This is a genomic window from Streptomyces sp. NPDC086777, from assembly GCF_040702065.1.
Taxonomy (GTDB): domain Bacteria; phylum Actinomycetota; class Actinomycetes; order Streptomycetales; family Streptomycetaceae; genus Streptomyces.
Map to the genome: position 1 here is coordinate 37,397 of NZ_JBFBJI010000012.1, position 21,455 is coordinate 58,851.

General features: G+C 74.1%; 20 protein-coding genes. 14 read left to right on the plus strand and 6 right to left on the minus strand.

The window, feature by feature from the left end; genetic code table 11:
* The first annotated feature begins 8 nt into the window (after positions 1 to 8).
* Together AB0472_RS18605 and AB0472_RS18610 are read left to right on the plus strand one after the other, a co-directional pair.
* Positions 9 to 809: a DUF2071 domain-containing protein gene (locus AB0472_RS18605; protein ID WP_366357532.1), complete on the plus strand. Its 801-nt coding sequence runs from the start codon at positions 9 to 11 to the stop codon at positions 807 to 809.
* Positions 810 to 1,143: 334 nt separating this feature from the next.
* The gene (locus tag AB0472_RS18610) at positions 1,144 to 1,713 is read left to right on the plus strand and encodes a DUF4383 domain-containing protein (protein ID WP_366357533.1); all 570 of its coding nucleotides are present in this window, start codon (positions 1,144 to 1,146) and stop codon (positions 1,711 to 1,713) included.
* A 111-nt stretch (positions 1,714 to 1,824) separates the two neighbouring features.
* On the opposite strand, the gene AB0472_RS18615 is transcribed toward AB0472_RS18610, so the two are convergent.
* Positions 1,825 to 3,078, minus strand: a complete 1,254-nt coding sequence (locus tag AB0472_RS18615; protein ID WP_366357534.1) for an NAD(P)/FAD-dependent oxidoreductase — start codon at positions 3,076 to 3,078, stop codon at positions 1,825 to 1,827.
* 383 nt (positions 3,079 to 3,461) lie between these two features.
* Here AB0472_RS18615 and AB0472_RS18620 point away from each other — a divergent pair, with 383 nt between their 5' ends.
* The gene (locus AB0472_RS18620) at positions 3,462 to 4,835 is read left to right on the plus strand and encodes a deoxyribodipyrimidine photo-lyase (RefSeq protein WP_366357535.1); all 1,374 of its coding nucleotides are present in this window, start codon (positions 3,462 to 3,464) and stop codon (positions 4,833 to 4,835) included.
* Positions 4,836 to 4,953: 118 nt separating this feature from the next.
* Complete coding sequence (locus AB0472_RS18625; RefSeq protein ID WP_366357536.1) at positions 4,954 to 6,462, plus strand: cryptochrome/photolyase family protein; 1,509 nt, start codon at positions 4,954 to 4,956, stop codon at positions 6,460 to 6,462.
* Positions 6,463 to 6,543: 81 nt separating this feature from the next.
* On the opposite strand, the gene AB0472_RS18630 is transcribed toward AB0472_RS18625, so the two are convergent.
* The 4 genes from AB0472_RS18630 to AB0472_RS18645 form a co-directional block, all read right to left on the minus strand.
* Positions 6,544 to 7,557, minus strand: a complete 1,014-nt coding sequence (locus AB0472_RS18630) for a cobalamin B12-binding domain-containing protein (RefSeq protein ID WP_366357537.1) — start codon at positions 7,555 to 7,557, stop codon at positions 6,544 to 6,546.
* Positions 7,558 to 7,633: 76 nt separating this feature from the next.
* Entirely contained in the window at positions 7,634 to 8,236 is a 603-nt protein-coding gene (locus tag AB0472_RS18635) for a sigma-70 family RNA polymerase sigma factor (RefSeq protein WP_366357538.1), read from the minus strand.
* A 133-nt stretch (positions 8,237 to 8,369) separates the two neighbouring features.
* Positions 8,370 to 10,538 (minus strand): MMPL family transporter, encoded by a 2,169-nt coding sequence (locus tag AB0472_RS18640; RefSeq protein ID WP_366357539.1) that lies wholly within the window; start codon positions 10,536 to 10,538, stop codon positions 8,370 to 8,372.
* Between the two features lie 150 nt (positions 10,539 to 10,688).
* The gene (locus AB0472_RS18645; protein ID WP_366357682.1) at positions 10,689 to 11,129 is read right to left on the minus strand and encodes a MarR family winged helix-turn-helix transcriptional regulator; all 441 of its coding nucleotides are present in this window, start codon (positions 11,127 to 11,129) and stop codon (positions 10,689 to 10,691) included.
* Between the two features lie 230 nt (positions 11,130 to 11,359).
* On the opposite strand from AB0472_RS18645, the gene AB0472_RS18650 reads away from it, so the two are divergent.
* The 8 genes from AB0472_RS18650 (at position 11,360) to mug (ending at position 19,794) form a co-directional block, all read left to right on the plus strand.
* Complete coding sequence (locus AB0472_RS18650; protein ID WP_366357540.1) at positions 11,360 to 12,919, plus strand: SDR family oxidoreductase; 1,560 nt, start codon at positions 11,360 to 11,362, stop codon at positions 12,917 to 12,919.
* A gap of 291 nt (positions 12,920 to 13,210) precedes the next feature.
* Positions 13,211 to 13,630, plus strand: coding sequence for a GNAT family N-acetyltransferase (locus AB0472_RS18655; RefSeq protein ID WP_366357541.1), 420 nt, complete (start codon positions 13,211 to 13,213; stop codon positions 13,628 to 13,630).
* A 538-nt stretch (positions 13,631 to 14,168) separates the two neighbouring features.
* Positions 14,169 to 15,506 (plus strand): hemolysin family protein, encoded by a 1,338-nt coding sequence (locus AB0472_RS18660; RefSeq protein WP_366357542.1) that lies wholly within the window; start codon positions 14,169 to 14,171, stop codon positions 15,504 to 15,506.
* Entirely contained in the window at positions 15,503 to 16,516 is a 1,014-nt protein-coding gene (locus tag AB0472_RS18665; RefSeq protein WP_366357543.1) for a hemolysin family protein, read from the plus strand. The genes AB0472_RS18660 and AB0472_RS18665 overlap by 4 nt, the downstream gene beginning before the upstream one ends.
* Positions 16,517 to 16,595: 79 nt before the next feature.
* Complete coding sequence (locus AB0472_RS18670) at positions 16,596 to 17,378, plus strand: SGNH/GDSL hydrolase family protein (RefSeq protein ID WP_366357544.1); 783 nt, start codon at positions 16,596 to 16,598, stop codon at positions 17,376 to 17,378.
* Positions 17,379 to 17,388: 10 nt separating this feature from the next.
* Entirely contained in the window at positions 17,389 to 17,733 is a 345-nt protein-coding gene (locus tag AB0472_RS18675; protein ID WP_366357545.1) for a DUF4326 domain-containing protein, read from the plus strand.
* Positions 17,734 to 17,806: 73 nt separating this feature from the next.
* A complete protein-coding gene (gene purB / locus AB0472_RS18680; protein ID WP_366357546.1) occupies positions 17,807 to 19,252 on the plus strand; it encodes an adenylosuccinate lyase in 1,446 nt (481 codons plus the stop codon).
* Positions 19,249 to 19,794: a G/U mismatch-specific DNA glycosylase gene (mug, locus tag AB0472_RS18685; RefSeq protein WP_366357683.1), complete on the plus strand. Its 546-nt coding sequence runs from the start codon at positions 19,249 to 19,251 to the stop codon at positions 19,792 to 19,794. Before purB ends, mug begins: the two co-directional genes overlap by 4 nt.
* Before the next feature lie 135 nt (positions 19,795 to 19,929).
* Here mug and panD read toward each other — a convergent pair whose 3' ends face one another.
* Positions 19,930 to 20,349 (minus strand): aspartate 1-decarboxylase, encoded by a 420-nt coding sequence (panD, locus tag AB0472_RS18690; RefSeq protein WP_366357547.1) that lies wholly within the window; start codon positions 20,347 to 20,349, stop codon positions 19,930 to 19,932.
* Between the two features lie 499 nt (positions 20,350 to 20,848).
* On the opposite strand from panD, the gene AB0472_RS18695 reads away from it, so the two are divergent.
* Positions 20,849 to 21,109 (plus strand): acyl carrier protein, encoded by a 261-nt coding sequence (locus tag AB0472_RS18695; RefSeq protein WP_366357549.1) that lies wholly within the window; start codon positions 20,849 to 20,851, stop codon positions 21,107 to 21,109.
* A gap of 150 nt (positions 21,110 to 21,259) precedes the next feature.
* On the plus strand, positions 21,260 to 21,445 hold the full coding sequence (locus AB0472_RS18700) for an MbtH family NRPS accessory protein (protein WP_350782525.1): 186 nt from the start codon (positions 21,260 to 21,262) through the stop codon (positions 21,443 to 21,445).
* Positions 21,446 to 21,455: the final 10 nt, after the last annotated feature.

Genomic DNA, 21,455 nt, shown 5'->3' on the forward strand with positions numbered 1-21,455 from the left:
GGGCGGACATGGGTGAGTACCGGACACCGCGGCGGTGGCCCCATGCCGTCGAAGCCCTCACTCCCGTGCCCCCACGCCGCCTGCGGCGCGTGGTGTTCCGGCAGTTCTGGCGTGACCTGGTGTTCCTGCACTGGGAGGCCGACCCCTTCGAGGTCGCCCGCCTGCTGCCGCCCGGAACCGTGCCGGACCTGTTCCGCGAGCGGGCCTACGCGGGGCTGGTCTTCTTCCGCATGCAGGACCTGGCCGTGGGCCCTGCACCCCCGCTGCCCTGGCTCGGCACGTTCGACGAGGTCAACGTGCGCCTGTACAGCAGGGACGCGCTGGGGCGGCGCGGCGTGGTCTTCCGCTCGCTGGACTGCGACCGGCTGCTGCCCGTGCTGGCCGCGCGGGCGGGCTTCGGGCTGCCCTACCGCTGGTCCCGTATCACCCGGCAGTGGCACGGGAGGCGCCTGCTGTACCGCACCCGGGGCCGCCTGCGGAGCGGTCCCGACGGCCATGTGTGGACACACACCGGTGACGAGGCGGTCGCGCCCCGGCCCCTGGACGAGTTCCTGACCTACCGCTGGGGGCTGCACGAGCACGGGTGGACGCGGACCTACTACCTGCCGAACGCACACCCGAGGTGGACCTTCCGGCGTTGCGATCTGCTCGACTGGGACGCGGCGCAACTGCTGGCGGCGGCGGGAGTGCGGCCCTTGCGCGCGGACCCCGACAGCGTGCTGTACGCCCCAGGGGTCCCGGTGCGGTTCGGTCCGCCGGTGCCGCTGCCGCCTCAGCCACCCCCGTCGCGTCCGCCGGCAGCGGCCTGACCACGACGCCGGCGCGGCGAGGCCGGTGAGCGTCGGGTTCGGCGGGCGATCGAGGCGTTCAGGGCGGTGGCTGCCCAGGGCGGTGGTTGCCAGGGCGGCTTGCGCAGCCCGACGTATCAGGCGCAGCCCGGCGTATCAGGCCCGGCCCGGGTCCACGGCGCCGGCCCCGGTGACGGCGGGCGGCAGCCACCGCCGCCGCGGCCATCGGCTTCATGCTTCCCGGTTGCCCGGTCCACAGGGGGCTGCAACCGTTTGCCGCATCACGGCAGAAATGAGGGCAGAAACGGCAGGCCGGCAAGCGCCGCCCGCCACGGCCCACCGAGGAGGACCTGGTATGCGACTCCGTGACGAGCTTCCCGTGGATCACAAGCTGGCCACCGTCTACCGGTACGGCGCAGCGCTGTGCGGTGTGATCCTGCTGGTGTTCGGCGCGCTCGGCTTCGCCGGACGGCTCAGTCCCTTCGACACGAAAGGCACCCACATCGCCGGCCTGAGCACCAACGGCCTGCTGAGTCTGGTCTCCGTCGTGTTCGGACTCGCATTGGTGGCAGGGGGTGTGGTGGGCGGGAACCTCGCCTCGACCCTCAACATGTGCGTCGGGAGTCTGTTCCTGGTCAGCGGCTTCGCCCACCTGTTCGTCCTGGACCGGCCCACGAACATCCTGGACTTCGGGATCTCCAACGTCCTGTTCTCCTTCGTCATGGGTCTGCTGATCCTGACCTTCGGCATGTACGGCCGTGTCTCGGGCGGGCTGGCGCACGACAACCCGTACTGGCGCCGCCGGCACCCACGCGAGGCGGCCCGGGAGGCGCTGGCCGCACGCTGCGGCACCCAGCAGGCGGCTCTTGTCGCGCCCGTGTCCGCCGACCGGACCGGCCCCCTCGGCTCCCGGCCCCCGGCCTGACCGCGCTCCCGGCCCCCGGTCTGACCGCACCCGCCACCGGCCGGGGCGCGGGGTGCCTTTCCCGCCCGGCCGAAAGAGGGCCGGACGCCGCGACCGCGCCGCGTCCGGCGCTCAGCCTCGGCCCGGGAGGTCCTCCAGCACCTCCCGGGCCGCTCGTGCGCCGCAGGCCAGCGCGCCCTGGACGGAACCCGTGCCGCGGTGATCCCCACAGACGTACCGGCCGGGCCCGGTGCGGCAGGATCGGGTCAACGGCCAGGGCGCCGGCATGGCGGGCAGCGCGTCCTCGACGGTGCGCGCGACCAGCAGGTCCCAGGCGGTGGCATCGGTGCCGTACATCTCGGACAGGGCCGTGACGACGGCCGCACGCACGGGCTCGGTGTCGCCGCCCAGCACCGAGGTGGCGACGAGTGCGCTGCCGCGCGGCGCGTACTCGGGCGCGACGTCGCTGAGGACGCAGGTGTTCAGTACGCGGCGGCGGGTGTCGACCAGCAGGACGGGGCGGCCCAGAGGGGAGCGCGGGGCGACGTGGCAGTACGTGGTGACGGTGCGGTGGGCGGGGACGTCCAGGCCGGGCAGCAGCCGTGCGGCGGCGCGGGCACCGGTCGCCACGACGACGGCGCGCGCCGGCAGCTCCGTACCGTCCGCCGTGGCCACGCCCTGGTCGGTGAGGCGTGACACGGGTGTGGAGAGCCGTACGGTGCCTTCGGGCAGGGCCGCGGCCAGGGCTCGGGGAACCGCCTGAACGCCGAAGGCGGGCAGACACAGCGCGCCGCGCAGCATGGTGCGCCAGACGAGGTGGAACACCCGGCTGGAGGTCTCCAGGGAGTCCTCCAGGAAGACTCCGGAGAGAAACGGCCGGAAGAAGCGCTCCACGAACTGGTCGGAGAAGCCGGCGTCGGCCAGGGCGGTGCGGGTGGTGTGCTCGGGCGCGCGCTTGAGTGCGCGGGCCGGGGCGAGGGCATCGCGGGCGCCGAGCGCGGCCAGCGCCACCAGGTCGCGTGGCCGGGCGAGCCGCCCGGCCAGCAGCGACGCCACCGCGTCGGGGCGGTGGCGCGGATCGGCCAGCAGCACGCGCCGGTCACCGGTGTGCACCAGGACACCCGGCAGGAAGGGGCGCGGGTCGAGGAACCGGGCGGGCAGCCGGCGGCGCAGCTGCGGGTAGGCCGGGTTGACGACCTGGAAACCGCGGTCCACCGTGAAGCCGTCCAGGCGGTCGGTCCGCATCCGCCCGCCCACCGCGTCGCCCGCCTCCAGCACCGTGACGCCGAGCCCGGCGACGGCCAGATCGCGGGCGCACGCGAGCCCGGCGACCCCGGCACCCACCACGACGACGTCCGCGACCCCGGATCCACCTGCCACGGCCACCACCTCTCCTCGCTCCTCAGGAGCCGTTCGCCGAGTGGCGACGGCCGCACGACGCCGGGCGCGCTTCCTCGCGGCCCCGGTGACGCGAAGGTGCGCCACCCCCCGCACCACCCGGCGCGGAGGCGGCCCGTGCCCGGTCAGGGGTCCGGTCGGCTCGGTCGGACGGTGCGGGGACGCACCGGGTTCCGCACGGCCCGTCCCCCGGTTGAGGACGCCACTCCTCGCCGGGTGCCCGGCGTTTTCCCGAGGTACTTCCCCGCCGGCCGCCGCCGCGGATGCGCGGGCACCCGAACGGGGGACTTCCGGCGGCCCGCCGCATCCGGCACCGGCCGACGGGGCGAAACCATCCGAGAGCGCCCCCACCGGAAGCGGAAGTGAGCCCCATGCAGACCTCGGTCGTCCTGTTCACCTGCGATCTGCGCCTGTCGGACCACCCGCCGCTGCGCGCGGCCCTGCACGGCGGAGGCCGGGTGGTACCGCTGTTCGTGCGTGACCCGGCCGTCGACGGAGCGGGCTTCGCCGCGCCGAACCGGCTCGCGTTCCTCGCCGACTGCCTGCGGGACCTGGACGCCAGGCTGCGGGAGCGGGGCGGCCGGCTGGTGCTGCGCGAGGGCGACACGGTCACGGAGGTGTGCCGGGTGGCCGCCGAGGCGGACGCCGACGAGGTGCACATGGCAGGTGACGTGAGCGCCTTCGCCCACACGCGCGAACGGCGGCTGCGCCGGGCGCTGGAGGCCGACGGGCGGCGCCTGTACGTGCATGACACGGTGGGCACGGCCGTGGCGCCGGGTGCGGTGACCCCGGCCTCCTCCGACCACTTCGCGGTGTTCACCCCGTACTACCGGCGCTGGTCCGCGCAGGGTCTGCGGGACGCGCTGGACGCGCCGGGCGCGGTCACCGTGCCGGAGGGGCTGGGTTCCGCCCCGCTGCCGGAGCGCGGCGCCGTGAACGGGGTGTCGCCCGGGCTGTGCGCGGGCGGTGAGACGGAGGGGCGGCGCAGGCTCACCGCGTGGCTGCGCTCCGGCGTGGCCGCGTACGAGGAACGCCACGACGACCTGGCGGGCGACGCCACCTCCCGGCTCTCCCCCCACCTGCACTTCGGCACCCTGTCACCGGTCGAGGTGGTGCACCGGGTCCGCAGGGGCGGCGGCGCGGGCGCGGAGGCGTTCGTACGGCAGATCGCCTGGCGCGACTTCAACCGCCAGGTGCTCGCCGCGCGTCCCGACGCCGCCGCACGCGACTACCGCACCCACCGCGACCGGTGGCGCGGTGGGAAGGACGCGGAAGCGGACGCGGAGGCGTGGCGGGAGGGCCGCACCGGTTATCCGATCGTCGACGCGGCGATGCGCCAGCTGCGCCACGAGGGCTGGATGCACAACCGGGGCCGGCTGCTGGCCGCCAGCTTCCTCGCCAAGACGCTGTACGTCGACTGGCGGGTGGGCGCCCGGCACTTCCTGGACCTGCTGGTCGACGGCGACATGGCGAACAACCAGCTGAACTGGCAGTGGATGGCCGGCACCGGCACCGACACCCGGCCCAACCGGGTGCTCAACCCCGTCACCCAGGGCAGGCGGTACGACCCGGACGGAGCATATGTGCGGCGCTGGGTGGCGGAACTGGCGGACGTCAGGACGGCCGGGGTGCACGAGCCGTGGAAGCTTCCGGCGCAGGAGCGCGCGAGCACCGGTTACCCCGAGCGGGTGGTGTCCCTGGCTGAGGGCCTGGACCGCTTCAAGCGGGCCCGGGGGCGTGTCTGAGGGCCGCGGCCGGAGGACGCCCGCCGGGCCCGCCCGCCACCCCACGCGCGCCGGCCACCGCACGCGAACCCTGGAACGTGCGACCCACGCCCCGTTCCGCACGGAAGGTGCCTTTCCCATGACCACCCCGCACTGGATCTTCGGCGACCAGCTCGGCCCGCACTTCCTCACGCCGGCCGGCGCGAACGGGCCCGACCGCGGGGCGCCCGTGGTGATGATCGAGGCCAGGTCGGTCTTCCGGCGGCGCCGCTTCCACCGTGCCAAGGCGCACCTGGTGCTCTCCGCGATGCGGCACCGCGCGGCGGAACTGGGCGGGCGGGTGACGTACGTCCGGGCCGAGACCTACCGTGAGGGCCTGCGCCGCGCCGTGAGCGGCGCGCCGGTCACGGTCTGCCACCCCACCTCCTACGCCGCGCTCCGGCTGGTGCGCTCCCTGCCCGGGGTGCGGGTGCTGCCCGCCCGGGGCTTCCTGGTGGCGCGCGAGGATTTCACCGGCTGGGCCGAGGGGCGCGGTGGGCGGCGGCTGCTCCAGGAGGACTTCTACCGATGGGTGCGCCGGGAGCACGACCTGCTGATGGAGGGCGGCCACCCGGCCGGCGGCCGGTTCAACCACGACCACGCCAACCGCGAGCCCCCGCCGAAGGGGGACCGTGAGCTCGACGTGCCGGGTCCGTACCGGCCGCGGGAGGACGACGTCGACGCCGAGGTACGCGAGGACCTCGACCGGTGGGAACGCGAGGACGGCGTGCGGTTCGTCGGCCGGGACGGCCCCCGCCGCTTCCCCGCCACCCGGCGGGAGGCGCTGTCGGCCCTGCGCCGTTTCACGGAACACCGGCTGGCGTCCTTCGGACCGTACGAGGACGCGATGCTCGCCGGTGATCCGGTGCTGAGCCACAGCCTGCTGTCGTCCTCGCTGAACCTGGGGCTGCTGCACCCGGCGGAGTGCGTGGAGCGAGCCGAGCGGGCCTGGCGGGCGGGCGCCGTCCCGGTGAACAGCGCGGAGGGCTTCGTTCGTCAGGTCGCGGGCTGGCGGGAGTACGTCTGGCACCTGTACTGGCACTTCGGCGAGGACTACCGGCACGGCAACGCGCTCGGGCACACGGAGAGGCTGCCGGAGTACTTCACCGAACTGGACGCGGACGCGCTCACCGCGCGCTGCCTGGCCACCGTGCTCGCCCAGGTGCGCGACACCGGGTGGACGCACCACATCCCCCGGCTGATGGTGCTGGGCAGCCACGCCCTGCAGCGCGGCTGGGACCCGGCCGCGGTAACCGACTGGTTCCACCGCTGCTTCGTCGACGGCTACGACTGGGTGATGGTGCCGAACGTGGTCGGCATGTCCCAGTACGCGGACGGCGGCCGGATGACCACCAAGCCGTACACGTCGGGCGGCGCCTACATCCACCGGATGAGCGACCTGTGCGACGGCTGCGCCTACCGGCCCACCGAGCGCACCGGTCCGCGCGCCTGCCCCTTCACCGCCGGGTACTGGGACTTCCTGAACCGCCACCGGCGGCTGCTGTCCGGCAACGCCCGCATGCGGCGCGCGGTTCAGGGCCTGGACCGGCTCGGCGACCTCGACGATGTGCTGCGGCAGGAGCGGCGGCGCGCGGGCGATGCGCCGTGACAGGGCGCGGGCACCCGACGGCTCGGGCAGCGCGGCACGCACGGCAGCCCGCGGTGAGTGGACGGGAACACGTCCGCGGGCTCATCCTGCGGCGCACAGGGCGCGCAGCGCCTCCACCGCCTGTGCCAGTCCGGCCGGCTTGAGCACTCCGGCGGGCTGGGACCGGCTCCAGCCGGGGCCGCCCAGCAGCACCGCCGGACCGCGCCGCGTCCCCTTCATCCCCCAGCGCTGCCCGGCGACGTGCCGGACCAGGGCCGGGGCCGCCCGTGCGCTCTCCTGGGCCCAGAGCACGACCGCGACCGGGCCGAGCCGGCGCACCGCCGCGTCCAGCGCCTCGACGGGCACCGCGGCGCCCAGCATGCGCACCGGCAGGCCCTCGCGACCGAGCGCCGCGTGCAGCGCCTCCAGGGGCAGGGTGTGCTGCTCCCCGGGCACACAGGCCAGGAGGACGCAGCCGGGCGCGGGCGGGACCACGGGGACGGCGGGCGGCGCACTGCGGCGCAGCACGGTGGAGACGTGCCAGGCGAGCAGGTGTTCCACTTCCACGTACTGGTCCTCGGAGGACGCCCAGCGGCGTCCCACGGCGTGCAGGGTGGGAACCATCACCTCCTGCCAGGCGACCACGACGCCGTAGCGCTCGACTGCGGCGGTGAGCTGCTTTTCGAGCGCGGGGGCGTCCAGTCGTACGGCGGCGCGGGCCAGGCCGCGGCATTCCTGACGCACGTCTCCGAGAGGCAGCGCGCCGGCAGCCCGCGACCGGCCCGCGGGCGGGGGCGTCGCAGCGGCGGCGGCCTCCGCCGCGGGAGGCCGGCCGGCGGCGACCGTACGGGCGGCACGGGCGGCGTCGGCCGGCGGGATACCGGTCGCCGCCAGCCGGCACATCTCCTCGACCGTGGCCACGTCCGCCGCCGTCCAGCGCCGGTGGCCGCCCTCGGTGCGCGCGGTCGGCCCGATGCCGTAGCGGCGGTCCCACGAGCGCAGGGTCATGGGCGACACGCCGAGACGGCGGGCCAGCACGCCCGTGGTCAGTCCGGCGCCGCCCGGTACGGCGGGCGGCTCGGACCGAGGCTGCTCAGTCGAGTTCGCGGCGGTCATGTGTCTCTCTCCCCGGCGTGGTTCGGGCGCACCGGAGCAGGGTCCCCTTCGGTCGGCCGGTGCGCGAACCGTCCGGTCAGCGTGCTCGCTCCGTGACCTCGGCGTCCAGGCTCCGGCCCAGGCGCAGCAGACCGCGCCGGGCGTGGCTCTTGACCGTACCCAGCGGCCAGCCGGTGACGTGGGCGATCTGCGTCTGCGTCAGGTCACCGTAGAACGTCAGGCACAGGACCCGTCGCTGGGCCTCGGGAAGGCGGCGCAGCTCCCGGGTGACGTCCACTCGGTTCAGGACCGCGTCCTGCGTGTACGACGGATCCGGCGGGCGGGTCGACTCGTGCGCTGCCGCCGCCGCGGCAACGACGTCCGTGCGCCGGGTACGGGCGGACAGCGCGTCGGCGATCTTGCGTCGGGCGATGCCCACGAGCCAGGCGGGCAGCGGCCCACGGCCCGGACGGTAGCCGTGGCGGCCGCGCCAGGCGGCGAGGAACACCGTCTGCGTGACGTCCTCGGCCTCCGCGCCGTCGCCCAGCGACTTCCGCGCCAGGGACAGGACGAGGGGCGCCCAGCGACGGTAGACCGCCTCCAGGCCGCCCTCGTCCCCGGCCGCAAAACGCAGGGCCAGATCGTCGTCCGGGTCCGCCATGGGCCTGGGCGGGGCTTCGGTGACAGCGAGTGCGGTCATGCGGTTGCTCCTTGTGCGGGATGGCTCCCTGCCTCGTCGCCACGGTCCGTCCGGCACCCCAGCGGCAGCAACTCGCATCGAGTCTGCATCGAGTCGGTGCGGGCGGCCCGCCGAGCCGCCCGCACCGCGGCCGTCAGGCGCCGTCCTGCCGCCGGAGGACGGCTCGCGGCCGCCGTCGCGGTACCGCCGGGCGCCCCTCGGGCTCCTCGCGCCCCTCCGGCTCCCCGCGGCCGTCCGGGTCCCCGGTGCCGGGCCGGGTGGGCCACCACACACGGTCCCCGGCGTCCCGCACGAGCGCCGGGACCAGCAGGGAGCGCACCACCAGGGTGTCCAGCAGCACGCCGAAGGCGACGATGAAGGCGATCTGCACCAGGAAGGCGAGCGGAATCACACCGAGCGCCGCGAAGGTGGCGGCGAGCACCACACCGGCGGAGGTGATGACCCCGCCGGTGGTGACGAGGCCGCGCCGGACACCTTCGAGGGTGCCGTGCCGCAGGGTCTCCTCGCGGACCCGGGACATCAGGAAGATGTTGTAGTCGACGCCGAGGGCGACCAGGAAGACGAACCCGTACAGCGGCACGGACGGATCGGTGCCGCTGAAGCCGAAGAGGTCCCGGAAGACCAGTGCTGCCACGCCGAGGGTCGCGGTGAAGTTGAGGGCGACGGTCAGCACCAGCAGGACGGGCACGGCGAGGGAGCGCAGCAGCAGCACGAGGATGGCCAGGATGACGGCGAGCACCACCGGGACGATGACGGTGCGGTCGCGCTCGGCCGCGCGCAGGGTGTCGTACTGCTGCGCGGTGTAGCCGCCGACGAGGGCGTCCGCGCCGGGCAGCGCGTGCAGCGCGGTGCGCAGCCGGGCCACGGTGTCGCGGGCGGCCTGCGTGTCGGGAGCCGCGTCCGCGGTCGCCTCGAACCTGACCCGGCCGTCCACCGCCTGCGGACGGGCCGCCGGGCGGCCCTGGGCGCCGGTCGCGGTCACCGCCGCGACGCCGGCGGTGTCGCGCAGGGTGCGCTCCACGCGGTCGGCGGTGGCGGCGTCGGCGAGGATCACCACAGGGGTGCCCGCGCCGGCCGGGAAGTGCCGGGCCAGGGTCTGCTGGGCGGCGACGGACGGCACGTGCCGGACGAACGTCTCGTCCAGCGGCACGCCCCGCGAGTTGAGGGTGAGCGCACCCGCGGAGCAGACGAGCAGTCCGGTCAGGGCGAGCGCCCACACCCGCCGCGGTGCCCGGTCGACCAGGCGCGCGACGCGCTGCCACAGTCCGGTGGCGCCGGCCCCGCTCACGGGCCTGGCCGGCCAGTAGGCGCGGTGGCCGAGGACGGCCAGGACGGCCGGCAGGAAGGTGAGCGCGCTCAGGGCGGCGCAGGCGATCCCGACGGCGCCGACCGGCCCGAGGGCCCGGTTGTTGGTGAGGTCGCTCAGCAACAGGGCGATCAGGCCAAGGGCGACGGTGCCGGCGCTGGCCAGGACGGCCGGCGCCGAGCGGCGCACGGCGGCGCGGGCGGCGGCGTGCCGGTCCCGCCCGGCGGCCAGTTCCTCCCGGCAGCGGGCGGTGACCAGCAGCGCGTAGTCCGTCGCGGCGCCGATGACGAGGATGGACAGGATGCCCTGCACCTGCCCGTCGACGCGCACCAGACCGTGGTCGGCCAGGGCGTAGACGACGGCGCACGCCAGCCCGAGGGAGAACACCGCACCGGTGATGACGACGAGCGGCAGCAGCAGGGAGCGGTAGACCAGCAGCAGGATGACCAGGACGGCGGCCAGGGCGACCGCGAGCAGCACCCCGTCGATGCCGGAGAAGGCGTCCGCCAGGTCGGCCTGGGTGGCCGCCGGTCCGCCCAGTTGCACCCGGGTGCCGGGCACCGTCCCGGCCGCCGCCCGCACCCGCTGCAGCGTGGGTGCGAGCCGGTCGCCCAGATCGGGGCTCAGCGGCACGACGGCCTGGAGGGCGGCGCGGTCCTTCGAGAGCAGGGCCGGGGAGGGGGATCCCGCCGTCCCGGGCGTGCCGGCGAGCGCGGCCAGCGCCGCGGTGGCCGACCGCTGCCGCCCGCTGACGGCACCCCCGCCGTCGGCGGTCCACACCACGATGACCGGCAGGGTCTCGCGCTGCCGGAAGTCGGCCTGCTCGCGCAGGACGCGGGTGGACTCGGCGCTGCGGGGCAGGAAGGCGGCCTGGTCGTTGGTGGCGACTTCACCGAGCCGCCCGGCGAAGGGCCCCAGCAGCGCCCCGACCACCAGCCACACGGCGATCAGGGCGAACGGGACGAGCTTGCGGGTCCGGCGGTGCGGGGGCGTCATGGGACTCCTCGGGGCGAACAGCAGAGAAAACTCGACCATAAACAATCTCAATGATTGAGCAATCGTAGGAGGGGTGCTCCTCCCTCGCTGCTTCTTGCCGCGCCGGTGATTCGGATGCGGGTGCCGCCACCCCCGGGCGCGGACGGCGCCTCAACGACCGCCGGGCTCCCCGGGCACCTGGGCCAGGGCGTCGTTCAGCGCGGTCAGGAACCGCAGGGCCACGGTCAGCTCCTGGGCGTCGAAGTCCGCGCCGGCCCGGCGCAGGGCGTCGGCGAGGGGACGGAAGTGGGTACGGGCGGCGGCGCGGGCGTCGTCGGCGTAGTGGAGGTGGACCACGCGGCGGTCGGCGTCCTCGCGCACCCGGCGGACCTGACCGGCGCGCTCCAGCCGGTCGACGCAGGCGGTGACCGCGCCGGAGGTGAGGCCGAGCATGGCACGCAGCCTGGTGGGGGTCATCGGCTCGGGAGCATCGAGGATGGCGGCCAGCGCCTGCACGTCGGTGGCGTGCAGGTTCTGCCGGGCCGCGTACTGCTGGATGACCCGGCCGACCTCGCCGTGCATGCGGCGCAGCTGAACCGCGAAGGCGGACAGGTCGCCCGGGAAGACGGGGAGGTCACCGGGGCAGGAGGGCCCGGTGGCCACGGTGCGCCGGTCACCGGCGGCGGGGGACGCTTCCTCGGCGGCCCCTCCGCGCCGCCGCGGCGGGTGCCCTCCGCTCGTCTCCGTGTTCACCGGCGCATCGTACCGGGGTACTCGCGGGTCAGGGCCGGCCCGCATCCGCATCGGGTGCGGCGGCCGAACACCCTGGGGAAGGAGAAGCCATGGAGACGACGGCGGACCGGCCTCTGTGCCTGGTGACCGGGGCCAGCGGCTACATCGGCGGACGGCTCGTGCCCGAACTGCTCGCCGCCGGGTACCGGGTGCGCTGCCTGGCCCGTTCCCCCGGGAAACTGCGCGACCACCCCTGGGCCGGGGAGGTGGAGGTGGTCCGCGGGGACGTCACCGACCCGGCCTCCGTCGGTGCCGCGATGCGGGGCGTGGCCGTGGCCTACTACCTGGTGCACGCGCTCGGCACCGGACACGGCTTCGAGGAGACCGACCGCGCGGGCGCCCGCGTGTTCGGCGGGCAGGCCGCCCGCGCCGGCGTGCGCCGCATCGTCTACCTCGGCGGGCTGACCCCGGCCGGGGTGCCCGAGCGGGAACTCTCGCCTCATCTGCGCTCCCGGTCGGAGGTCGGGCGCATCCTGCTGGCGAGCGGGGTGCCCACCACGGTGCTGCGCGCCGCCGTGATCATCGGGTCCGGCTCGGCCTCCTTCGAGATGCTGCGCTACCTGACCGAGCGGCTTCCGGTGATGGTCACACCGAGCTGGGTGCGCACCCGCATCCAGCCGATAGCGGTCCGGGACGTGCTGCGCCTGCTGGTGGGCAGCGCGCGGATGCCCGCGGACGTGAACCGCGCCTTCGACATCGGCGGGCCCGAGGTGCTGACGTACCGGGACATGATGCTGCGCTACGCGGCGGTCGCCGGACTGCCCCGGCGCGTGATCCTGCCGGTGCCGGTGCTCACCCCCCGCCTGTCCAGCCACTGGATCGGCCTGGTCACCCCGGTCCCCGCGGCCATCGCCCGGCCGCTGACCGAGTCGCTGCGGCACGAGGTGGTGTGCGGGGAGAACGACATCACCCACTACGTCCCCGACCCGCCCGGCCACCCGGTCGGCTTCGACGAGGCGGTACGGCTGGCCCTCAAACGCGTGCGGGACGCCGAGGTCGACACCCGCTGGTCCTCCGCCTCGGTACCCGGCGCCCCCAGCGACCCGCTGCCCACCGACCCCGCCTGGGCGGGCGGCAGCCTCTACACCGACCTGCGGGAACGCCCGGTCGACGCGCCACCCGAGGCCCTGTGGCGGGTGATCGAGGGCATCGGTGGAGAGAACGGCTGGTACTCCTCCCCCTTGGCCTGGTCCGTGCGGGGCGTCGCCGACCGGCTCGTGGGAGGCGTGGGGCTGCGCCGCGGACGCCGGGACGCGCACCGGTTGCGGGTGGGCGACTCGGTCGACTTCTGGCGGGTGGAGGAGATCGAGCCGGGCCGGCTGCTGCGGCTGCGCGCGGAGATGCGGCTGCCCGGCCTGGCCTGGCTGGAGATGCACGCCGACACCGACGACGCGGGCCGCACCCGCTACCGCCAGCGCGCCCTGTTCCACCCGCACGGACTGCTCGGTCACGCCTACTGGTGGAGCATCTCCCCCTTCCACGCCGTCGTCTTCGGTGGCATGGCCCGCAACATCGCCCGCACGGCCGAGCGAGCGGAGGATCACGGCCCGCGGAGCGGGGCGCCCTCCGCCGGCCGTACGACCTCGCCGGCGGTGCCACGGACCAAGTGAGGCACCCGCCTCCCGGGCGGCCTCGACCCACCCGCCGTCCCGCCGGAGACCTCGCGAGGCACCCCCACAGCCGGAGACCGCGCGAGGCACCGCCTCCCCGGCCGCCCGGCCTGCCCGCCGTCCCGCCCGAAGAAGTCCGGGACAGACCGCCCCCGGCTCCCGGTCCGCGGGTTCGGGCGGCTCGGTCCCCCTCCTGCCCCCTCCCGATCGGGTCGGGTGCGGCGACGGTTCGTTCCCCTCCCCCGTCAAACCCGTTCGCCGGCCAAGCGGGCACTCTGCTTGGCTCAGCCCATGAGCGATCTCCGCATCCGGCACGCCACCCTCTCGGACATCGACGCCGTGCTGCGGTTCTGGCGTGACGCCGCAGAAGGAACGAGCATCAGCGACGACCACGACGGAGTGGCCCGGCTCATCGCACGAGACCCCGAAGCCCTGCTCCTCGCCATGCGCGGCGACCTCCTCGCCGGAACCGTCATAGCCGGCTTCGACGGATGGCGGTGCTCCGCCTACCGACTGGCCGTCCACCCCGGCCACCGTCGGCAGGGCATCGCCACCGCCCTGCTGCAGGCCGCGGAACAACGCTTCGCCACCCTCGGCGGGCGACGCGTCGACGCCATGGTCCTGGAAGCCAACGAACGGGCCCACCACACGTGGGCCGCGCGTGGCTACCTCCGCGAGGACCACTGGCGACGCTGGGTCAAGCCCCTCTAGGGCCCGTATGACACTTCCCGTCGTCGCCCGGAGGGCGGCCTCGCGGCGTCAGGTGCGTGCCCTCGGCGTGCCGGGCGCAGGCCCTCGTACGGGACGCACTCGGGCCTGTGCCCGGTGCGGCGAGTGGGGGTACCCCCTCTGGGGGAGCGTGCACGGCGTCGCGAGGCAGGCGGGAACTGCCAGACGGGCCTAGGCCCGGTCGAGGGCGCGGGGGGCGTCCGGCCCGCCGCTGCCCAAGGCCGCCGCGGAGCGGTGCGCAACGCAGGACGGGCGGCTCGGAAACGCGATGGGCGCCGGCGCGCCACCATGCCCGGCGGGCCGCTGGGTACCTGCCGCAGGGAAGGTGGCGGCGGGTGAAGCCGCTGGCCCGAGGGCACCAAGTATGCGCTTTGCCGATCCTTTACCATTGCCTGAGTCGTCCCGTAACTCGTTGAAAGGTGTGTGAGCGTCCACCCATGGGCGAGCCTCCCAGTCCCGTCCGCCGCCGGCACCGCGCGGTCCCGACCGCCCTGTCCGATCCTGGGACGGAGGTGACCCGATGACCGAAGTGCTCCTCCTGCTGGTGGCGATCCTGCTGTCGCTCGCCTGCGGCGCCTTCGTCGCGGCCGAGTTCTCGCTGACCACGGTCGGGCGCGGCGAGCTGGAGCGCGCCGTGCAGCGCGGCGAGCGCGGCGCGGCCGGCGCCCTCAAGGCCGTACGGAACCTCACGTTCCAGCTGTCGGGGGCGCAGCTCGGCATCACGGTCACCAACCTGGTGGTCGGCATGCTCGCCGAGCCCTCGATCGCCAAACTGCTGGCCGGCCCGCTGGAGGCGGTGGGGATCGGGGCGTCGGCGGCGAGTTCGCTGGCGCTGGTGATCGGTACCGCGCTGTCCACGGTGTTCCTGATGGTCGTCGGCGAGCTGGTGCCGAAGAACTGGGCGATCTCCTCTCCGCTGGCCGTGGCGAGGCGGGTGGGCAACGCCCAGCGCTGGTTCAGCGCGGCCTTCCGGCCGTTCATCACGCATCTGAACAACACGGCGAACCGGCTGGTACGGCGCCTGGGCATCGAACCCGCCGAGGAGCTGGCCTCCGCGCGCGGGCCCCAGGAGCTGGCCGCGCTGGCCCGGCACTCGGCCAAGCAGGGCGCGCTGGAGCCGGACACCGCGGAGCTGTTCGTGCGCACGCTCAACCTGGCCGATCTCACGGCGGAGAACGTGATGACCCCGCGCGTCCAGGTCGTCGCCCTGGACGTCCGCGCGACCTGCGAGGACGTGGCGAACGCGACCCGGGCGACCGGTCTGTCCCGCTTCCCGGTCTACCGGGACAGCCTGGACTCGGTCGTCGGCACCGCCCACATCAAGGACATCGTGGCCATGCCCGTCGAGGAGCGGGCCCGGATCCGGGTGGCCCAGGTGATGCGCGAGCCCCTGCTGGTCCCCGAGTCCCTCACCGTCGACCGCCTCCTGGACCGTCTCGGCGGCCGGCGCACCATGGCCGTCGTCATCGACGAGTACGGCGGAACGGCCGGGGTCGCCACCCTGGAGGACATCGTCGAGGAGGTCGTCGGCGAGGTCCGCGACGAGCACGACCCGCACGAGACGCCCGACCTCGCCCCCGCCGGTGCCGACGCGACCGGCCGCGCGCTCTACTCGGCGGACGGCGCGGCCCGTATGGACCAGCTCGCCCGCGTGGGCCTGAGGGCTCCCGAGGGGCCGTACGAGACGCTGGCCGGTCTGGTCGCGGCCGAGCTGGGCCGGATACCGGAGACCGGGGACGGTGTCGAGGTCGCCGGGTGGCGCCTCGACGTGGTGGACGCCTCGGGGCGGCGGGCGGCCCGGGTGCTGCTGCACGCGCCGCTCCGCGACGGGACGACGGAGCAGGAGGGGCAGCGGTGACCGCCGTACAGCTGCTGATCGGTTTCGCGACGCTGGTCGTGAACGCGTTCTTCGTCGGTGCCGAGTTCGCGCTGATCTCCGTGCGCCGCTCCCAGATCGAGCCGCACGCGGAGGCGGGCGACCGGCGGGCCAGGAGCGTGCTGTGGGGCCTGGAGCACGTGTCCGCGCTGCTGGCCGCGGCACAGCTCGGCATCACGCTGTGCACGCTGGTGCTCGGTGTGGTCGCGGAGCCCGCGATCGCGCATCTGCTGGAGCCGGTGTTCCACGCGGCCGGCGTGCCCACGAGCGCGGGCCATGTCGTGTCCTTCGTGATCGCGCTGTCGCTGGCGACCTACCTCCACATGCTGCTGGGCGAGATGGTGCCGAAGAACGTGGCGCTGGCCGAGCCGGTGCGCAGCGCGCTGCTCCTCGGTCCTCCCCTGGTCGCCCTGTCGCGGGCGCTGCGCCCGGTGATCTTCACCATCAACGCCTTCGCGAACGGCCTGCTCAGGCTGCTCCGGGTGGAGACCAGGGACGAGGTCTCGGCGACCTTCACGGACACCGAGCTCGCCGAGATCGTCAAGGACGCCAGCGAGGCCGGCCTGATCGACGACCGGGCGCAGGAGCGGCTGCACGACGCCCTGGAACTGGGCCGCCGGCCGGTGCGGGACGTGGTGGTACCGCTGGAACGCGTCGTCTACGCGCGCGTGGGCGTCACCCCGGAGGAGCTGGAACGGCTGTCGGCGGAGTCGGGTTTCTCCCGCTTCCCGGTGGTGGACGAGGGGCGGCGGATCGTCGGCTACCTGCACGTCAAGGACGCGCTGGACGCCTCGCCCCGGGACGAGGCGTTCCGGCTGCGGGACATGCGGCCGATCGCGCGGGTACGGGAGGACACCCCGCTGGACGACGTGCTCACCGCGATGCGCGGCAGCCGTACCCACCTGGCGGGCGTGCGCGGCGACGACGGCCGGCTGGCGGGCCTGGTGACCATGGAGGACGTGCTGCGGGAACTGTTCGGGCAGCACGCGTAGGCCGCACCGGCGCCGGAGTCGCCGCCGGAGGGAGTGACCGACCGGCGGGTATGCGCCTCGGGATACCATCTCTGTCGCCATGCAGAAGAACCCGGTGCTTCCCGCACACTCCAGCCTGGTCGCGATCGGCGACTCCTTCACCGAGGGCATGTCGGACCTGCAGCCCGACGGCTCCTACCGGGGCTGGGCGGACGTCCTCGCCGCCCGGATGGCCGCGCGGACCCCCGGCTTCCGCTACGCCAACCTCGCGGTGCGCGGCAAGCTGATCGGGCAGATCGTCGAGGAGCAGGTCGACGTCGCGGTGGCGATGCGGCCCGACGTGATCACGCTCGTCGGCGGCCTCAACGACACGCTGCGCCCCAAGTGCGACATGGTCCGGGTCCGCGACCTGCTCACCGAGGCGGTGGAGCGGCTGGCGCCGGCCTGCGAGCAACTGGTGCTGATGCGCAGCCCCGGCCGCCAGGGCCCGGTTCTGGAGCGGTTCCGGCCGCGCATGGAGGAGCTGTTCGGCGTCGTCGACGAGCTGGCCGGGCGGCACGGTGCCCTGGTCGTGGACCTGTACGGGGCGCCCTCGCTGGCCGATCCCCGGATGTGGGACGTGGACCGGCTGCACCTGACGGCCGAGGGGCACCGCAGGGTCGCCGAGGCGGTCTGGCAGACCCTCGGCCACGACCCCGAGGACACCGAGTGGCGCACGCCGATCCCGGCCACGGTGCCGCCCGGCTGGGTGGCGCGCCGCGTCGCGGACGCCCGCTTCACCCGGCAGCACCTGCTGCCCTGGATAGGCCGCCGCCTCACCGGCCGCTCCTCGGGGGACGGCCGCGCGCCGAAGCGCCCGGAGCTGCTGCCGTACGAGGCGTAGGGCGGCTCCGGTGCCCACCCGGGTGATCAACGTCAGGGGCCGGATCCACGAGTTCGGCCCCCGGCTGGAACACGCCCCCGCGGACGTCGTCTACGTGGGCCGCCGCTGGACGATGGGCGGCTGGGACCTGCCCCGGCACCCGCTGTCCAACCCCTTCGCGTACGACACCCCGAAGAGGAAGCGGGACGGCACCCGGGCCGAGGTGATGGCGATGTACCGGGCCCACCTGCTGGAGCGGCCCGAGCTGCTGGAGCTGGTCGCCGAGCTGCGCGGGCGGACCCTCGCCTGCTGGTGCGCGCCGGAGCCGTGCCACGCGGACGTGCTGGCGGAGCTGGCCGACGTACGGGAGCGGTGACGCGGGTCTCGTACGTTCACACGAGCGGGCCCGCGGAGCTGGCCTGCAGGAATCGCCAGTAGAATCCGTACACGTGACTTCAGCCGCGCCCGCCAAGCCCCGCATTCCGAACGTCCTCGCCGGACGCTACGCCTCCGCCGAGCTCGCCACGCTCTGGTCGCCCGAGCAGAAGGTGAAGCTGGAGCGGCAGCTCTGGCTCGCCGTGCTGCGGGCCCAGAAGGACCTCGGGATCGAGGTGCCGGACGCCGCGATCGCCGACTACGAGCGGGTGCTCGACACCGTGGACCTGGCCTCGATCGCGGAGCGCGAGAAGGTCACCCGGCACGACGTGAAGGCGCGGATCGAGGAGTTCAACGCCCTCGCCGGTCACGAGCACGTGCACAAGGGCATGACCTCCCGGGACCTGACGGAGAACGTCGAGCAGCTCCAGATCCGGCTCTCGCTGGAGCTGATGCGGGACCGTACGACGGCGGTCCTGGCCCGCCTGGGCAGGCTGGCCGGCGAGTACGCCGAGCTGGTCATGGCCGGCCGCTCGCACAACGTGGCCGCACAGGCCACCACCCTCGGCAAGCGTTTCGCGACCGCCGCCGACGAGCTCCTCGTGGCGTACGGCCGCGTCGAGGAGCTGCTCGGCCGCTACCCGCTGCGCGGCATCAAGGGCCCGGTGGGCACCGCACAGGACATGCTGGACCTGCTGGGCGGGGACGCGGCGAAGCTGGCCGAGCTGGAGGACCGGATCGCGCGCCACCTGGGTTTCTCGCAGGCGTTCACCTCGGTCGGCCAGGTGTACCCGCGCTCGCTGGACTACGAGGTGGTGACCGCGCTCGTCCAGCTGGCTGCCGCCCCCTCCTCGCTGGCGAAGACGATCCGGCTGATGGCCGGGCACGAGCTGGTCACCGAGGGCTTCAAGCCCGGCCAGGTCGGCTCCTCGGCGATGCCGCACAAGATGAACACGCGATCCTGCGAGCGCGTCAACGGCCTCATGGTCATCCTGCGCGGTTACGCCTCGATGACCGGCGAGCTGGCCGGCGACCAGTGGAACGAGGGCGACGTGTCCTGCTCGGTGGTGCGCCGGGTTGCCCTGCCGGACGCCTTCTTCGCGCTCGACGGCCTGCTGGAGACCTTCCTCACGGTCCTCGACGAGTTCGGCGCCTTCCCGGCCGTCATCGCCCGGGAGCTGGACCGCTACCTCCCGTTCCTGGCCACCACCAAGGTCCTGATGGGCGCGGTGCGCGCGGGCGTCGGCCGTGAGGTCGCGCACGAGGCGATCAAGGAGAACGCCGTCGCCACCGCGCTCGCGATGCGCGAACAGGGCGCCGAGCGCAACGACCTGCTGGACAAGCTCGCCGCCGACGAGCGGCTGCCGCTGGACCGCGAGCAGCTGGCGGCGCTGATGGCCGACAAGCTGTCCTTCACGGGCGCGGCCGCCGCCCAGGTCGGTGCCGTCGTCGGCCGGATCGAGGAGATCGTCAAGCAGCACCCCGAGGCCGCCGGATACACCCCCGGAGCGATCCTCTGACCCGCTTCACCCAGGCGGAACTGGAGGCCGCCCGCGACCGTCTCGTCCCCGACGTGCTCGCGGACGGCCTCCAGGTCCTGTTCTGCGGGATCAACCCCGGCCTGATGACGGCGGCGACCGGTCACCACTTCGCCCGCCCCGGCAACCGCTTCTGGCCGGTCCTGCATCTGTCCGGCTTCACCCCGAGGCTGCTGAGGCCCGCGGAGCAGGGCGAGTTGCTGTCGTACGGGCTGGGCATCACGAACGTGGTGGCGCGGGCGACAGCGCGGGCCGACGAGCTGACGGCCGAGGAGTACGCCGAGGGCGGGCGCCGGCTGACGGCCAAGGTGACGCGGGTCCGGCCGAGGTGGCTGGCGGTGGTGGGCGTCACGGCCTACCGCGCCGCCTTCGCCGACCGCGGGGCTCAAGTGGGGCCGCAGCAGCGGATGATCGGGGAGACGCGGGTGTGGGTCCTGCCGAACCCGAGCGGCCTGAACGCGCACTGGACGGCGGCGACGATGGCGGAGGAGTTCGGGCGGCTGCGGGTGGCGGCGGAGGACTGACCGAGCCGCCCTGGCCGAGCCGATGGTGCCGGTGGCGGGTGCGGTGACGGATGGTGAAGAGCGCCGCCGCGCCGGGCCGGCCTCGCCGGGTACGACGCGTACCTCTCCACCATCCGTCACCGAGTCCGCCTCCGGTCAGACCGTGTGCGTCTCGCTGCCGTCGAGCAGGCCGTGGCCGCCAGGGGCCGTGCTGAGGGCCGCGCCCTCGTCGATGATCTCGTTGCGCTCGTTGACGAAGACGACCCTGGGCTCGACCTTGGCCGCGTCGGCGTCCGGTACCGCCGCGTAGGCGATGATGATCACGAGGTCGCCGTTCTGGACGAGGCGCGCCGCGGCACCGTTGACGCCGATGATGCCGCTGCCCCGGGGGCCCTCGATCACGTAGGTCTCGAGCCGGCTGCCGTTGTTGATGTCCACGAGGTGGATCAGCTCGCCGGGGAGCAGGTCGGCGGCGTCCATGAGGTCGGCGTCGAGGGTCAGGGATCCGACGTAGTTCAGATCGCACTGGGTGATCGTGGCCCGGTGGATCTTCGACTTGAGCATGGTTCGGAACATGGCGGTCGCCTTTCGGAGTGGGCGCCTTCTGGTCTTCGACCACGAGCGGACGACGACGGGTGAAACGGCTGCCGCGGCTTTCCCGCGGTTCGCCGGACGAGCGCACGAGAAATTCGATACCGGCCGTGCGAATCGGCCCGTGCATGACCGACGTGAGCCCGTTCCAGAGGATCCTGGGCGGCGATGACCGAGCATTCCAGCAGAAATTCAGTTTCGGTAGAGGCGGATTTCCGTGACACTCCGGGAAGACCTCCAACCGGCCCGACATGCGCCTCCACGCCCCTTTGTTGCTGGTCAGGGCCTCCCCCACCGGCCCCTCGGGTGCCGTATGTCGCCCACTCACTTTCATGCCGTGCAGGTTGATGAGCGGGGGCGGGACTGGAGCCGGCATCCGCATCGCGGTCACAGTGAGAATGCGTCGAGGGCATGGAAATGACCTCGGTCGCATTACCACGGAATCACGGAATCCCGAATGATTCGGCCTTGAAGGGAGCAGAGGGTGACGGTGGAAATCACGACACAGGAGGCCCAGGAGATCGCCGGGAAGATCGCCGTGGTCTTCCAGGAGGTGCTGGGCGCGACGGAGGTGCCCGACACCGGCAGCGGGTTCCTGGACATCGGCGGTGACTCGCTGACGGCCGCCCGCGCGGTGTCCCTCATCAGCTCCCGGCTGGGTGTGCGGATCACGGTCCGCGACCTGTTCCGGGAGCGGACCGCCGACGCGCTCGCCCTCGTGGCGGTGCGCCGCCTGGCTGCGTAGCGCCCCGGGCGGTCGGCCGCTCCGGCACGACCAGCCCGTTCTGCAACGCGGACCCGCCCGGCCGATCCGGTACGGCGGGCTCCGGGCCGGCCCGTGACGGTGCCGGTCGTCCGATCGCACGTCCGCAATGACTTTTCGAGAGGTGAGGACATGGTGGCTCAGACGTATCGCGTGGTGGTGAACGGCGAGGAGCAGTACTCGATCTGGCCCGAGGGACGAGACCTGCCCGACGGGTGGTTCGACGAGGGCACCTCCGGAACCAAGGAGGACTGCCTCGACCACGTCGAGCGGGTCTGGACCGACATGCGGCCGCTCAGCCTCCGCCAGGCCCGGTGACCGAACTGCC